This window comes from Kribbella sp. CA-247076, assembly GCF_050942445.1.
GTDB lineage: Bacteria > Actinomycetota > Actinomycetes > Propionibacteriales > Kribbellaceae > Kribbella.
Genome location: NZ_CP192051.1, coordinates 7,404,117 through 7,417,266, shown reverse-complemented (window position 1 = coordinate 7,417,266; position 13,150 = coordinate 7,404,117). Strand labels below are relative to the sequence as shown.

The window sequence follows — 13,150 nt, the reverse complement described above, 5'->3', positions numbered from 1 at the left end:
CCTAACAGTGCTGTTACATCTAATGTAACAGTGCTGTTAGATCGACACCACTCCGGTGTACGTCAGCGCGAAGGTGCCGCAGGGGAAGAGGAACAGGGAGGCCAGCACGATCACGCCGCGGAACGTCTGCCCCGGCCCGATCAGCCGCCGGTAGGCGACGATCAGCACCGGCACCATCACCACCTCGAGCACCAGCATCCCGCGCGGGATGATCGTGTCCGTCGCGGCCAGGAGCACCGACAATGCCGCCGCCGCGATCCAGGCGCCGTACCCGATCCGGTACGTCGTCCGCGCGCCGAACCGGACCGCGATCGTGTGGTACCCGGCGGCCCGGTCGGCCTCGAGGTCGGCGAGGGTCGTCGGCAGATACAGCCCGACCGCGGCCAGCGTCCCCTGCAGACCCATCAGCCACGGGAAGTCGCTGAGGTCGGGATTCACGGCCGCCCACCCGGCCAGCGGTCCGAAGGCTCCGAGGGCGAGCGCGTTGACCGCGACGTCGAAGCCGGCCCGGGTCTTCAGTCGTACGGGCGGCACGCTGTAGGCGTATCCGAGGAGCACGGCCAGCAGCACCCCGAGGGCGAACACGACGCCGACGTGCAGGCTGATCCCGACCGCGGCGACCGCCGCTGCGAACGCGATCCGCTTGACCGCTCGCAACGTGATCCGGCCGTCGAGCAGCGGGGACTTCGACTTGCGCGGGTTGAGGCGGTCACTCGGCAGGTCGTACGCGTCGTTGATCGCCAGCACCGCGAGCCAGACCAGCGGGCCCATCACGACGGCGCCGACGATGAGCCGCGGCCAATCCTCGAGCGGTGGGACGAGCCTCCGGGTCGCGAGCAGGATGCCGACGTAGTACGGCACGATCGACACCACCCAGAACGCCGGCCGGCCGACCGCGAGCACGTCCCGCACCCGGGGTGCCGCTGTCCGAAGTCCCACGGTCGTGGTCACACAGCCACTGTGCTCCCGTCCGCAGGGCGCGGTCCTCCGTCCGGAGAGTGAACCCGCTCACTCTCACGGTTGAATGTGAGCAACGGAACCCCGCTCGAGCGCGACCCAGACCGAGCCGTCGGTGTCGAGCGCCAGACCGTGCGGCTCGGAGCCCGTACCCAGGCCGATCTGCTCGATGACGTTGCCTGCAGCATCCAACCGGGCGAGGGCGGCGGCACCCCAAAGGGTGATCCAGCAACCGCCGTCGTCTGTCGCCACCACGGCGTGCGGCTTCGACCCGGCCGGCAGCGGGAACTCCTCGATCGTGCCGTCGGCCGTGATTCGCCCGGCCTGGCCGGCGAGGATCTCCACGAACCACACACCGCCGGCGCCCGCGCTGATCCCGACCGGTCCGGCCGCGTCGGTCGGCAACGGGTACGTCGTCACCTCGCCGCTCGTGGTCATCCGCCCGATCGCATTGCCCTGGTTCAGCGTGAACCACAGGTCGTCCGCCGCGGTGATCATCGACGGGAACGCGCCACTCGTTCCGATCGGGTACGTCGTCAGCTCGCCGTCGACCGTGATCCGTCCGAGGTGGTCGGTGTCCATCAGCGTGAACCACACCGCGTCGTCGGGTCCCGCACAGATCCCGTACGGCGATCCGGGCACCTCGAAGGACTGCTTCGGGGTTCCGACCCGGTTGTCACCGCTGCGGGTGAACCACGGAACGCCGTCCGGTCCGGGCACGATCACGCAAGGCCGAGCGTTCGCAGCCTCCAGGTCGATGCGCTCGCCGGACAGCCGCGCGACCACGCCGGCGTGAACGAGCGTCGTCCACACCTCGCCCCCGACGACGGCAACGCCGTACGGACCTTCGTTCGGTCCGCCGACCGTGAATTCGGTGACAGCCATGACTGACCTCCTCGAGGTTGTGGCACCGTGGTCTTGATTAATGCGACGGATGTTGCGTTAAGATGATGTCATGAGCGACGGGCAGCGTGCAAGCAGGCCGGGTGGGCGGACTGCTCGGGTCCGGGCCGAGGTGCTCGGGGCGGTCGAGGCCGAGCTGGCCGAGCACGGGTACGACGGGTTGACGATCGACGGGGTCGCGGCGCGGTCCGGCGTACACCGGACTACCGTCTATCGCCGGTGGAAGACTGTGGCCGGGTTGCTCGTCGACCTGTTGCGGGCCGGGCTCGACGACGCGTGGGAGCCGGCCGACACCGGGACGCTCGAAGGCGACCTCATCCGGCTGAACCGTGAGGTGCATGCGGCGCTGACCGAGGAACCGTCCGTCACGCGGGCGGTGATCGCCGCGTCCTTCCGTACGCCGGAGGCCGCCGAGGCGCTGACCGCGTTCTGGGCGGACCGGTACCGGCGGTCGGCGGTCGTCGTACGGCGGGCCGTCGACCGTGGGGAGGTGGCCGCATCGGTCGACCCGCACGAGGTCGTCGTGGCGGCGACCGCACCGCTCTACCACCAACTCGTCCTCCTCCGGCAGCCACTGTCCCGGGCCGCCGCCGACCGCTACGCGAGAGCGGCCGCGGTTGCCGCCCGGTCGGGATTAGGGTCGTCTCACGCCTAGCTTGAGGAGACTGCGTTGACTGGACGTCTGACGAACGAGGTCGTGCTGGTGACCGGGGCCGCGCGCGGGATCGGGCGGGCGGTGGCGGCCAAGGCCGCGGAGGAAGGCGCGGCCGTCGCGCTGGTCGACGTACTGGCCGACCAGTTGACCGCGACCACCGCGGAGCTCCAGGAGACCGGCGCGAAGGTCGCGGCCGCGGTCGGCGACATCACCGACGAGACCTCCGTCCGCCAGGCCGTCGACAAGCTGACCGACGACCTGGGTGCGCCGGTTACGGTGCTGGTCAACAACGCCGGCAAGAACGCGTACGCCGACGCGACGAAGATGACCGTGGCCGAGTGGGACAGCGTCTTCGACGTCGACCTCAAGGGCGCCTGGCTGATGGCCCGGCAGGTGCTGCCGTCGATGATCGAGAACCGGCACGGCTCGATCGTGAACATCGCGTCCATCCACTCGAGCCTGACCACGGCCGGCATGTTCCCGTACGCCGCGGCCAAGTCCGGGCTGGTCGGCATGACCCGCAGCCTCGCCCTTGACGTCGCCCCGCACCAGGTCCGCGTGAACGCGGTCAGCCCCGGCTACATCGGCACCGACCTGCTCGAGGAGTTCTTCGACACCATCCCCGGCGAACGCGAGAAGGCCCTCGGCGTCCATCCCCTCGGCCGCATCGGCACCCCCGAGAACGTCGCCGAGGTCGTCTGCTTCCTCGCCTCCCCCGCCGCAGCCTTCGTCACCGGCGCCAACTGGTCCGTAGACGGAGGCCTCGGCATCCGCTACGCCTGAACCACGCCGCTCACAGAACATCCTCGAGCAGACCAACGGCCTCCTCCATGCCGTACCGCTCACGCAGCACGAGCAGAAGATCGTCGACAGACTCAGGCGGACACCGCCGGCGCGCAGACATCGAGGCAATAGCCTTCAATGCTCGCGGCGGATGAACCGCGACAGCATCGGCGGCGAAGTCGCGGGCGGCCAGCACCTGGATGCCGCGGGGCAGGCATGTCGGTGGGAAGTGTTTGAGGTTCTCGGTGACGATCGCGCCCGCGCCGCCGGCTAGTGCCGCAGCCAGGACGTGCTCATCGGCGAAGTCGGGTAGGCCGAACGTCCCTTCGTACGGCTCCCAGTGGGTGACCTCGGCGTCGTCGAACGCCGTACGCATCTGTTCGATGAGCCGCGCCGAATGTGCTTCGGCCTGAGCCGTCGGGACAGACCGCGCCAACTGCTTGCGCACGTTGGTGTAGCGCAACTCCTCCAGGATTGCGCTGCTCCACAGGGGCCGGTACAGGTTCTCCACCGCGAGCGACAGCAGGAAGTCGCGTTGGGTGCTGGGCCAGAGGACCGAGGTGTCGAGGACTGCGCTGAACACGCCGGCGCTCAGGTGGTGCGGCGGCGGTCGGCGAGCTCCTTGCGGATCGCTCTCAGTTGTTCCTGTACGGCGACCGGATCGTCCTCCGCGTCGAGGTCGACACCCGTTGCGGCGATGGCGTCGTACTGACGCTGCCGTCGCCGATCGCGGTACTCGAGGAGCTCGCGCAACAGGACCTTCCGGCGAGTGCCGATCCGCTCGGCCGGGAGGTCCCCCTGGTCGATGAGCCGCACCACCGTCGGCCGGCTGACCCCGAGCAGATCGGCCGCCTGTTGCGTGGTCAGCTTCGAGCTCTGCGGGGCGACCGTGACCGCGTGGCCGGCCTTCAAGGCCTCCACCACCTGCAGAAGAACCATGTGCAGCGCCTCCGGGACTTCGACCTGATCGCCCTCCTGTGAGCCGGCCAGGAAGTACCGCGGCTCGGGCGCCGTCCCCCGTCGACTCTGGTGTGCTGCGAGGAAGCTGGCCACCGTGGCCAACTGCTCCGGCTGCTCCGGCAGGTACGTCTGCTGCTCGAGGGCCTCGGCGGTCATCACCCCTCCAACGAACGAAAGGAACGTGGTTTCGAAACATTCGAATAGTACGCCGGTCCGGTGGCTTCCGACAACTCGCCGGCTACCTGGGGTTGTAGGCGCAGTCTTGGGTGAGGTCGGCGGGTGGGGATGGGGGTGGGGTGGTGGGCGGCTTGGTGGTGGGCTTGGTTGGGGTGCGGCGGGTGGGGGTGGGGCGCGGTTTGGGGGTGGGGTTGAGGGTGGTGCGGATGATGGTGCGCATGGCGGCGTAGTCGGGGTTCTGGCCGGTGGGGTAGTTGCGTTTCTTGTCGAGGTCGATGGTGGTGATCTTGGCGGTCTTGACCTTCTTCCCGAGGGGCAGCAGGTGCGGGAGGAGCTTCTCCGGGATGTCGGTGCGGATGAGTTGTTCGCCGGCCGCGGCGATCGACTGGTAGTTGGCGAGGATGTTCTGCGGGGTGGCGCGTTCGACGATCGCCTTGATCGTGCAGCGCTGGCGGGCCTGGCGGGCGACGTCCGCGCCGGGCACGCGGTACCGGCCGCGGGCGAACCAGAGGGCGTCCTTGCCGTTCAGCTTCCGGTTCGGACCCGGCTCGAGGTAGCGGTTGGGCGGGATGTTCTTGTCGTCGTTGCCGCCGACCGGGACCGGGTAGTTGATGTTCACGGTGATCCCGCCGAGCGCCTCGACCAGCTGCTCGAACCCGGCCAGGTTGATCTGCACGTAGTAGTGCAGCTTCAGCCCGAGCGCCTCGCCGGCCGCCAGTTTGAGGACGTCGGCGCCTTCGTTGTCGGACGGCCCGAGGACGCCGGGATGCAGTTCGGGCACCATCCGGTACATCGCGTCCAGGTAGAAGCTCGACTGCTCGGGCGGGCCGTCCGGGTCCCAGAAGCCGGTCGGGTACAGCTCGTGCAGCGGCGAGTCCTTCGGGAACGGCATCCGCATCCAGTTCCGCGCCAGCGAGATCAGCGCGGTGTCACCGGTCTTGGTGTCGATACTCGCGATCATGACGGTGTCGGTGCGGGTGTTGTCCCGGCCTTCGCCGTCGTCCGCGCCGAGCAGCAGCACGTTCAGCCGTGGGAACTGCGCCCACACGTCCCCGGTGTTCGCGACCGTCGGCCGCGTCTGACTCTTCGACTCGTCGCCCGAGAACACCTTCCGCACCAGGCTGCGCTGCGCCATCAACGTCTGCGTTCCGAGCGCCGTACTCGACGCCATCGCGAAGCACACCAGCCCGATCACCACCGCGCCGAACAGCCGCGACGCCGGCCGGGTCGTGAGCGGCCGCAGCATCTTGTACGACGTCACGAGTACGACGACCCAGCAGAGCGCGACCGCGGTCAGTCCGCCGACCATCCACAGCAGCAGGTCCGGGTCGAGTGCCCACGCGATCACGTCGTCCCGCCGCATCAGGCCGACGTACGCGGCCACGCCGTACGCCGCGAGGCTGAGCGCCGTCACCACGCCGCCGAGCCGGAACCGGCGCGCGACCAGGTACGCCGTCCCGGGCACGAGCGCCCCGAGGACCGCGAGCACGAGCGCGCCGACAGCGGACCGCTGCCTCGGCCTGGACCGCCGAGCCCGGCCGGAACGGGCGCGGCGGGCTCTGCTGCTCGGGGTCACGGCGCTCCCCCCACTCGGCGACAGGACGAAGTGGACGCGTCCCCGGTGCACGTCCACTTCCTTCGATTCCCTGACCCGGAAAAAAGTTCGCCAGACTGTGGTCGTGACCGAAGTCCAGGTACGACGGGCCAAGCCGGACGACGCGGACGCCCTGGTGCGGCTCCGCGCCCTGATGCTCGCCGCGATGGGCGCCGAGGTCGGCGGCTCCGACGCTCCTTGGCGGACGATCGCGCGGCAGTGGTTCGCCGAGCAACTCACGTCTCCCGACACCTTCGCGGCGTACGTCGTCGACGACCCGGCCGTCGGCGTGGTCGCAGGAGCCGTGGGCACCGTCCACGTGCACCCGCCGGGCCCGCGGGACCAGAGCACCGTGCGTGGTCACCTGTACAACGTCAGCACCGAGCCGGACTTCCGCCGGCGCGGCCTCGCGCGGTCCTGTGTGGTCGCGCTGCTCGACTGGTTCCGCGACGAGACCGCTGTCGGCCTGATTGAGCTGCATGCCACGCAGGACGGGATCGACCTCTACCGCGCCCTCGGATTCATCGAGGCGAACTTCCCGACGCTGCGGCTGCGCCTCACCTGACCCGCTCCGCGCGTGGATCGAGAAGCGTTCCTGGGCACACGGGCAAGAAGAGAGTGAGAATGCGCCTAGAGGGGCGCTGTGAGGAGCTCGCCGAATGCGCCGTTGGAGTGTCGTCAGGATGACCGGGTCGGCGGCCGTGGTGGTGGTCGCGGTCGCGGGGCTGTACCAGTTACCCGCCGGCCCGTCGGGCGGCCACGGCTACCCGGCCCGCCCGGCCGCCGACGTCGTGGAGCCAGACGCCGAGGTGCCGGTCAGGCCGGTGGAGCCGGGGGACCGGTCGGCTTCGGCGCCCGCGCGCTCTCGGCCCGCGATCACCTATCCCGCGCGCGGCACCGGCTCGTACGGCGTCCTGCCCGGGAACCCAGCCGTCATCGGCCGCTCCGGACGGCTGTACACGTACCAGCTCGCGATCGAGGGCGGGATCAACGGGATCGACCGGACCGCGCTCGCGCAGTTCGTCCGGGCGACGTACGGCGCTCCGCAGGGGTGGGCGTCCGGCGGGAAGTTCCGCTTCCGTCAGGTCGGTCCGGGGGAGGACGCCGACTTCACCGTGATGCTCGTGACTCCGGCGACGCGGGACGCCGTCTGCCGCGACGGGTACGACCGCTACACCAGTTGCCGGATCGGCGATCGCGTCGTCCTCAACGTGGCGCGCTGGGTGCACGGCGTACCGCAGTACGGCGCCTCGCTGTCGGCGTACCGGCAGTACATGATCAACCACGAGACCGGTCACCGGCTCGGCCGCGGCCACGAGCTGTGCCCGGGGCGCGGCCGGCCGGCGCCGGTCATGCAGCAGCAGACGCTGGGGATGCACGGTTGTACGCCGTACTCCTGGCCCTACCGTGACGGGGTCCGCTACCAGGGCCGGCCGGGTCAGTACGACGACCCTATTCCTCGATGATCGACAGCACGTTGCCCGCCGGGTCCTTGAACCAGGCGATCGGCGGGCCGTCGCCGCGGTGGACGCCGTCCGCGTCGTGCTTGTCGTCGTACCGCTCGAAGGTGATGCCGCGGCCGGCCAACTCGCGGGCGGTCGCGGTGATGTCGTCGACCGGGAAGTTCAGCACGGTGAACTCGGCCGGGACGTGGTTGTCCTTCGGATAGACCAGGACCTGCGCGCCGCCGGCGAGGTTCAGCTGCAGCATCCCGTGGTCCTCGGTCACGTCGAGCCCGAGCGTGCTGCCGTAGAACTCCTTGGCCACGCCGGTGTCGTCGACCGAGAAGCCGCTGTACGCCTTCGTGTCCTTGAACATCACGTACCTCCCTGGTTGGGGTGCTTTCACCAGGTACGTCGGTGCCGGCCGGGCGACCTCGACACCGAGTGGTCAGTTGTGCAGCGCGACCTGCGGGAGCGCCTGCGTGACCGCGGACGAGCCGGCCGCGGACTCCAGACCGTCGGCCACGGTGTGCAGCAGGCGGATCAGGTGGGCGGCGTCGGTCGGGCCGAGGATGCCGGTGACCACGTCGAGGACACGGACGGTGAGCGCGTCGAGCTGGGAGAGGCGGGCCTGGCCCAGCGAGGTGACGGCCAGGCGCGGTCCGGTCCGGACCATGCCGAGCGCCTCGAGCTCGGCGATCGCCAGCTCGGCCTCACCCACGGTCGTGCCGACCTGCTCCGCGACCTCGTCGGCGGTGGCGCGGCCGTTGGCGATCGCGCTCAGGGTGAGGGCCGCCGGCATCTTCATCCCGACCGCGTCCTGGAGACCGAGGACGAGTGGATGGGCGTGGCCACGCACGCGTTCGACCGCGTCGAGCAACCGGAGAGCGTCCCCGACATCACCGATCAACTGCTCAGTCTGAACGGCGGCCAAGCCGTTCGGTTGGACCCGCTCGGGTGCCTCCACGACCCCACCGGCCACCAGTTCCGGCACCGCCAGGGACTTCGTTCCAGCGTCTTCGATGGTCACGTCGTCCAGCGTACGGAGTCGTTCTGACAGCTCGGCGTGTCGTTCCTGAGGAAACCCTGTGAATGTCGTTGCCGTGATCATCTATGGTCGCGGACATGCGACTCACCGGTAAGCGTGCACTCGTCATCGGGGGAGGGGGCGCCGGGATCGGGCGCGCCGTCACCAACGCGTTCGGGGCCGAGGGAGCGGCCGTCACGATCGCGGACATCTCCGCCGAGCGGGCAGCCGAAGCGGCCGAGGCGGTCCGGCTCGCCGGCGGTACGGCGTACCCGGTGTCCGGCGACGTGCGGGCGCCCGCCGACATCGAGGCCATGGTCGACAGTGCGGTCGAGCAGTTGGGCGGGCTGGACGTGCTCGTCACCGTCGTCGGCGGGCAGGTGGCGTTCGTGCCCGCGGTCAAGCTGCACGAGATGACCGACGAGGACTGGGACACGATCTACGAGGTCAACCTCCGGTACGTGATGCGCGCGGTCCGCGCGGCCGTGCGGGTCTTCCTCGACCAGGGGTCCGGCGGCACGATCGTCAGCGTCGGCTCGGTGACCGGCCTGATGGCCGCGCCGAAGCAGGCGGCGTACGGCGTGATGAAGGCCGGCCTGGTCAGCCTGGCCCGGACGGTGTCGGCCGAGTACGCCGCCGACGGGATCCGGATGAACGTCGCGGCCGGTGGTGCGATCGCGACCGCGGTGGCGAACGAGCACACGGACACCGCGGGCGAATGGGTGGACGAGATCCCGGTCGGCCGGCTCGGCCGGTCGGAGGAGATGGCCGAGGCGGTCATCTACCTCGCCTCGGACGCGTCCGGCTACGTCGCCGGCCAGCAGCTCGTCGTCGACGGCGGCGTCTCGACCAGAGGGCCTTTCGGCTGAGAACCGTTCAGCTGCAGAAACAATCGAACAAAGGATCGAAGAAATCGGCCCTGGCTGGTCTCGAAAAACCGTTCCGAATTCTGATCGAGGCGTGACTTCGGGTCGGCGTCCTCCGTTGGATCTGACGTGACGGTGAACACACGGCGCACCGGCACCGCGCTCGCTCCGCGTTCCCAGGCCGACCACACCTCGAGCAACAGCCAGGAGGACCAGTGACAACCGCCACCGCCACCCAGACCGCTGAGCGCCGACGCGTCCGTGTCTGGTTCGGTGAGCACGTGATCGCCGACTACAACGCCGAGCCGGCGTTGGCCGAGCGGTACGCACACGCCATGAGCCGTCGGTTCGCCGGTCTTCGGGTCACCAACGACCCGATGCCCGCCGTCGACCGGCTCCCCGACCCCCTGCCCGGCGAGCGCATGTGGGACGTAGCACCCCGCTGAGAAGCACCCGGCATCATCACGCGTTTCCGTTTCTCACCAGACAACCCACCCGGACACGCGACCCGGTCGAGCACCTCACCTCGATCAACCGACGATGCCGTTGGGCGGCAAGCGGGCGCTGGCGCTCTGCCCCCCGCTTGCCGCCGTTCTTCCCGACAGACAAATGCGCCTGACAACAGTTGACCCCGTCCGCACCGGTTCCCCAAGGCCGGTGCGGACGTTGTCGTGGGCTCAGCGGTTCGCGTAGTACTCCGGCTTCATCTGGATGAGCTGGACGTAGTTGCCGTCCGGGTCGACCAGGGTGGCGAACCACCCGATCCCGCGGTCCTCCGGGTGCACCAGCCACTCGACGTCGAGGGCGCGCAGGTGGGCGGCCGCCGCCTCGATGTCGTCGACCGCGAAGTTTACGATGAACCGGCCGGGTTCGGCGGCCTTGGCGGCGACGTCGTCGCGCTGCTCGATCACCAGGCCGAAGCCGCCGAGGTCCAGGTTGCCGTAGCCGTCGACCTCGGCCCGGAAACCCTCGCGGTACCAGGCCTTCAGCCGCTCCGCGTCGGTGCTGCCGAGCAACATGCTGTTCAGAACGGGCTGTCCCATGCGTCGATCCTTCGTCCGGAGAGCTGCCGATCAGCTCACCCGTCCGGTACGTCGGAGCCGCCGCCGTCAGCTCGACACGGCGACGAACCGTTCCACGATCGGGCCGAGGACGTCGGGCTCGACGTCGTGCGGATGACCGTCCATGGTCAGCCGCGAACCCTCCGGGAGCAGGTCCGCGACCACCTGCGCGGTGTTGCGGCGCCAGTCCCGGCTCTCGCCGCCGTCGATCACCAGCGTCGGCACGGTGATCGCGGTCGCCCAGTGGTCCGGGATCGTGAAGTCGCCCATCACCAGGACGTCGTACGCCAACGTCGGCGCGAGCGCTTCCAGGTCCTTCCAGAGCGGTGCCGAGCGCATCGGCGCGAGTACCTCGGCCGGCATCTCCACGGCATGCACGAGGAACAGCTCGACCGCGTCGCCGTACCGATCCTGCTCCACGAGCTCGCGCAGCCGGGCCGGGAAGTCGGGCCCGAGCCGCGGCCGGGTGTCGTCGATGATGAACGGCGGTTCGATCAGCACCAGCCCGAGAATCGGTACGCCGTGCGCCGCCGCCTCGGCCGCGAACACCGCACCGGACGAGACACCGAGCGCGTACGCCGTCCCGCCGGCGGCGTCGACCACCGCGGCCAAGTCCTCGATCTCCCGCTCGACTGCCCACGGCAGCACCTCGCCGCTGTCGCCGCGACCACGCCGGTCGTAGGTGACCACGGTGAACTGGCCGGCGAGCCGCTTGGCCAGGGGGACGAAGGTCCGCCGGTCGTTCAGTGCTCCGCCGACGAGCACGATCGCCGGGCCGCCGTCGCCGTACCGCTCCAGCACGATCGGGGTGCCATCGGCGGATGTGACAGTCGTTGTCTTCGGCAACATCGCCGGCGGCCCGGAGGCGCGCGGCGTGGCGTCGCCGTACAGGCCGCCGAGGTAGGCGAACAGGTCGCTGTGCCCGTACAACCGGGGCTCGGTATGGGCGGCGAGTCCTTCGAAGTAGCGCTCGTACCGTCTGCGGGTGGTCTCGACCTCGTCCGCTTCCGCGAGCCGTTGCAGGCAGAACGCCCGTACGGTCTCCAGCAGGCGGTATCGCGAGCCGGACGTGCCGTCGACGCGGACGACGAGTGACCGATCGACCAGGTGACTCAGCAGTTCGGCGACCTCGGCCACGGGTACGTCGTCGCCCGCACACACCGCCTCGGCCGCGGCCAGCGTGCAGCCGCCGGGATGGGGTGCGAGCCGTCTGAGCACCGCTCGTTCAGGTTCGTTGAGCAGGTCCCAGCTCCACTCGACCATGGCCGACAGGGTCTGCTGCCGATCGGGCAGCCCCCGGCCGCGATAGCGGTCGTCGAAGCGCTCGGCCAGGTCGCGGACGTCCATCGCGGAAACACGGCTCGCGGCCAGTTCCAGAGCGAGCGGAAGGCCGTCGAGCCGGCGGCACAGCGCGACCACCGCCGCAGTGTTGTCGGCGGTCAGCTGGAACCGCGGATCCGCCGCCGATGCCCGTGTGACGAAGAGCTGAACCGCCGGACTCGCGGCCGCATCCGCCTCGGCTGACGGCAGGTCGAGCGGCGGCACAGGCCGGCGATGCTCACCGGCGACCGCGAGCGGCTCCCGGCTCGTCGCCAAAATCCGCAGGTCTGGGGACTCGCGCAGCAGTCGCACGGCAACCTCAGCGGCCGCGTCGATCACATGCTCACAGTTGTCCAGGACCAGCAGGCCACTCGTGGTCTCGACCAACGCCGCGACGTCGGTGGCTTCGGCGCCCGGGGCCAGCGCGGCGAGCTCGACCAGGTAAGCCTCGTCGCCAGTACGGCGAGCGGCGGTCAACGCCAGGCTGGTCTTCCCGACGCCACCGGCACCAGTCAAGGTCACCAGCCGCGCCGTCGTCAGCAATCCGACCACCTCGTCGACTGCGGCCTCCCGGCCGATCAGCTCGACCTCGGCGGGCAGATTGGTCCGCACCGGCTCGCGGGCCGCCGGCTCCTTGGTGAGGATCTCCTGGTGGAGCGCGACCAGCTCCGGTCCGGGATCGAGCCCGAGCTCGTCGGCCAGCCGTTGCCGAAGGTCGGCATAGCTCGCCAACGCGTCCGCCTGACGACCCGCGTGGTACAGGGCCTTCAGCTGTACGGCGCGCAGCCGTTGACGTAACGGGTTCCGCGCGACAAGTTCGGTCAGTTCGGCGACCAGTTCGTCGTACTCACCGAGCACCAGCCGCGCCTCAGCGTACGCCTCCTGCACCGCCAGCCGTTCCTCGTCGAGCCGGTCGATCGTCGCCCGCGCGAACGCGTCCTGCGCGACATCGGCGTACGCCGGACCTCGCCAGAGCGTGAGCGCGTCGGCCAGGGTCGCGGCCCGCATGCGGGCGCTGCCGGTCTGCCGGGCCCGGGCGGCGAGTGAGCGGAAACGGCCCGAGTCGACCGCCTCCGCGGCGACGCTGATCAGGTAACCGGCCGGCGTCGTCCGGACGAGGTCCCGGGCGCCCGACTCGGCGTCGTCGAGTGCCTTGCGCAGCTGCGAGACCCTCGTCTGCAGCGTCGCGGTCGGGTTGACGGGCAGCTCGTCGCCCCAGAGGTCGTCGATGATCGCGGACGCCGCGACCGGACGGCCCGCGTGCAGCAGGAGGTCCGCCAGCAGGGCCCGGACCTTACGGTCGGGGATCCGCACAGCCCGGCCGTCGTCGGTCCACGCGGTCACCGGCCCCAACACACCGAATCGCATGCGCGCAGCCTAGGACTTCAAAAGTCTTTCTGAAGGT

General features: G+C 70.1%; 15 protein-coding genes. 6 read left to right on the top strand and 9 right to left on the bottom strand.

Annotated elements, in window-relative coordinates:
- Nucleotides 1–36: 36 nt before the first annotated feature.
- Both ACQPYZ_RS35480 and ACQPYZ_RS35475 read right to left on the bottom strand, forming a co-directional pair.
- The gene (locus tag ACQPYZ_RS35480; protein WP_433163739.1) at nt 37–951 is read right to left on the bottom strand and encodes a UbiA prenyltransferase family protein; all 915 of its coding nucleotides are present in this window, start codon (nt 949–951) and stop codon (nt 37–39) included.
- Nucleotides 952–1,014: 63 nt separating this feature from the next.
- Nucleotides 1,015–1,842, bottom strand: coding sequence for a Vgb family protein (locus ACQPYZ_RS35475; protein ID WP_433163737.1), 828 nt, complete (start codon nt 1,840–1,842; stop codon nt 1,015–1,017).
- 70 nt (nt 1,843–1,912) lie between these two features.
- On the opposite strand from ACQPYZ_RS35475, the gene ACQPYZ_RS35470 reads away from it, so the two are divergent.
- Together ACQPYZ_RS35470 and ACQPYZ_RS35465 are read left to right on the top strand one after the other, a co-directional pair.
- Nucleotides 1,913–2,515, top strand: coding sequence for a TetR/AcrR family transcriptional regulator (locus tag ACQPYZ_RS35470; protein ID WP_433163735.1), 603 nt, complete (start codon nt 1,913–1,915; stop codon nt 2,513–2,515).
- Nucleotides 2,516–2,530: 15 nt separating this feature from the next.
- The gene (locus ACQPYZ_RS35465) at nt 2,531–3,298 is read left to right on the top strand and encodes an SDR family NAD(P)-dependent oxidoreductase (RefSeq protein ID WP_433163733.1); all 768 of its coding nucleotides are present in this window, start codon (nt 2,531–2,533) and stop codon (nt 3,296–3,298) included.
- Nucleotides 3,299–3,308: 10 nt separating this feature from the next.
- On the opposite strand, the gene ACQPYZ_RS35460 is transcribed toward ACQPYZ_RS35465, so the two are convergent.
- The 3 genes from ACQPYZ_RS35460 to ACQPYZ_RS35450 all read right to left on the bottom strand — a co-directional run bounded on the left by ACQPYZ_RS35460 (nt 3,309) and on the right by ACQPYZ_RS35450 (nt 6,062).
- Nucleotides 3,309–3,881: a PIN domain-containing protein gene (locus ACQPYZ_RS35460; protein ID WP_433163731.1), complete on the bottom strand. Its 573-nt coding sequence runs from the start codon at nt 3,879–3,881 to the stop codon at nt 3,309–3,311.
- A gap of 8 nt (nt 3,882–3,889) precedes the next feature.
- Complete coding sequence (locus tag ACQPYZ_RS35455; protein WP_433163729.1) at nt 3,890–4,414, bottom strand: helix-turn-helix domain-containing protein; 525 nt, start codon at nt 4,412–4,414, stop codon at nt 3,890–3,892.
- Nucleotides 4,415–4,496: 82 nt separating this feature from the next.
- The gene (locus ACQPYZ_RS35450) at nt 4,497–6,062 is read right to left on the bottom strand and encodes an LCP family protein (RefSeq protein WP_433163727.1); all 1,566 of its coding nucleotides are present in this window, start codon (nt 6,060–6,062) and stop codon (nt 4,497–4,499) included.
- Between the two features lie 52 nt (nt 6,063–6,114).
- Between ACQPYZ_RS35450 and ACQPYZ_RS35445 the strand changes: the two genes are divergently transcribed.
- Both ACQPYZ_RS35445 and ACQPYZ_RS35440 read left to right on the top strand, forming a co-directional pair.
- A complete protein-coding gene (locus ACQPYZ_RS35445; RefSeq protein ID WP_433163726.1) occupies nt 6,115–6,594 on the top strand; it encodes a GNAT family N-acetyltransferase in 480 nt (159 codons plus the stop codon).
- Between the two features lie 118 nt (nt 6,595–6,712).
- A complete protein-coding gene (locus ACQPYZ_RS35440; protein ID WP_433163725.1) occupies nt 6,713–7,495 on the top strand; it encodes a DUF3152 domain-containing protein in 783 nt (260 codons plus the stop codon).
- On the opposite strand, the gene ACQPYZ_RS35435 is transcribed toward ACQPYZ_RS35440, so the two are convergent.
- Complete coding sequence (locus ACQPYZ_RS35435) at nt 7,482–7,847, bottom strand: VOC family protein (protein ID WP_433163723.1); 366 nt, start codon at nt 7,845–7,847, stop codon at nt 7,482–7,484. The genes ACQPYZ_RS35440 and ACQPYZ_RS35435 overlap by 14 nt on opposite strands.
- A gap of 72 nt (nt 7,848–7,919) precedes the next feature.
- On the bottom strand, nt 7,920–8,501 hold the full coding sequence (locus tag ACQPYZ_RS35430; protein WP_433163722.1) for a MarR family transcriptional regulator: 582 nt from the start codon (nt 8,499–8,501) through the stop codon (nt 7,920–7,922).
- A gap of 95 nt (nt 8,502–8,596) precedes the next feature.
- Between ACQPYZ_RS35430 and ACQPYZ_RS35425 the strand changes: the two genes are divergently transcribed.
- Nucleotides 8,597–9,367, top strand: a complete 771-nt coding sequence (locus ACQPYZ_RS35425; protein ID WP_433163720.1) for an SDR family NAD(P)-dependent oxidoreductase — start codon at nt 8,597–8,599, stop codon at nt 9,365–9,367.
- Between the two features lie 212 nt (nt 9,368–9,579).
- Nucleotides 9,580–9,810, top strand: a complete 231-nt coding sequence (locus ACQPYZ_RS35420; RefSeq protein WP_184800512.1) for a hypothetical protein — start codon at nt 9,580–9,582, stop codon at nt 9,808–9,810.
- Nucleotides 9,811–10,041: 231 nt separating this feature from the next.
- Here ACQPYZ_RS35420 and ACQPYZ_RS35415 read toward each other — a convergent pair whose 3' ends face one another.
- Both ACQPYZ_RS35415 and ACQPYZ_RS35410 read right to left on the bottom strand, forming a co-directional pair.
- Nucleotides 10,042–10,407: a VOC family protein gene (locus tag ACQPYZ_RS35415; protein WP_433163718.1), complete on the bottom strand. Its 366-nt coding sequence runs from the start codon at nt 10,405–10,407 to the stop codon at nt 10,042–10,044.
- Between the two features lie 66 nt (nt 10,408–10,473).
- The gene (locus ACQPYZ_RS35410) at nt 10,474–13,113 is read right to left on the bottom strand and encodes an alpha/beta fold hydrolase (RefSeq protein ID WP_433163716.1); all 2,640 of its coding nucleotides are present in this window, start codon (nt 13,111–13,113) and stop codon (nt 10,474–10,476) included.
- Nucleotides 13,114–13,150 lie beyond the last annotated feature (37 nt).

Coding starts and splice junctions, on each gene's coding strand:
- ACQPYZ_RS35475 (WP_433163737.1), bottom strand. CDS start 1,842: ATGGCTGTCACCGAATTCACGGTCGGCGGACCGAACGAAGGTCCGTAC.
- ACQPYZ_RS35470 (WP_433163735.1), top strand. CDS start 1,913: ATGAGCGACGGGCAGCGTGCAAGCAGGCCGGGTGGGCGGACTGCTCGG.
- ACQPYZ_RS35455 (WP_433163729.1), bottom strand. CDS start 4,414: ATGACCGCCGAGGCCCTCGAGCAGCAGACGTACCTGCCGGAGCAGCCG.
- ACQPYZ_RS35440 (WP_433163725.1), top strand. CDS start 6,713: ATGACCGGGTCGGCGGCCGTGGTGGTGGTCGCGGTCGCGGGGCTGTAC.
- ACQPYZ_RS35435 (WP_433163723.1), bottom strand. CDS start 7,847: ATGTTCAAGGACACGAAGGCGTACAGCGGCTTCTCGGTCGACGACACC.
- ACQPYZ_RS35425 (WP_433163720.1), top strand. CDS start 8,597: ATGCGACTCACCGGTAAGCGTGCACTCGTCATCGGGGGAGGGGGCGCC.
- ACQPYZ_RS35415 (WP_433163718.1), bottom strand. CDS start 10,407: ATGGGACAGCCCGTTCTGAACAGCATGTTGCTCGGCAGCACCGACGCG.
- ACQPYZ_RS35410 (WP_433163716.1), bottom strand. CDS start 13,113: ATGCGATTCGGTGTGTTGGGGCCGGTGACCGCGTGGACCGACGACGGC.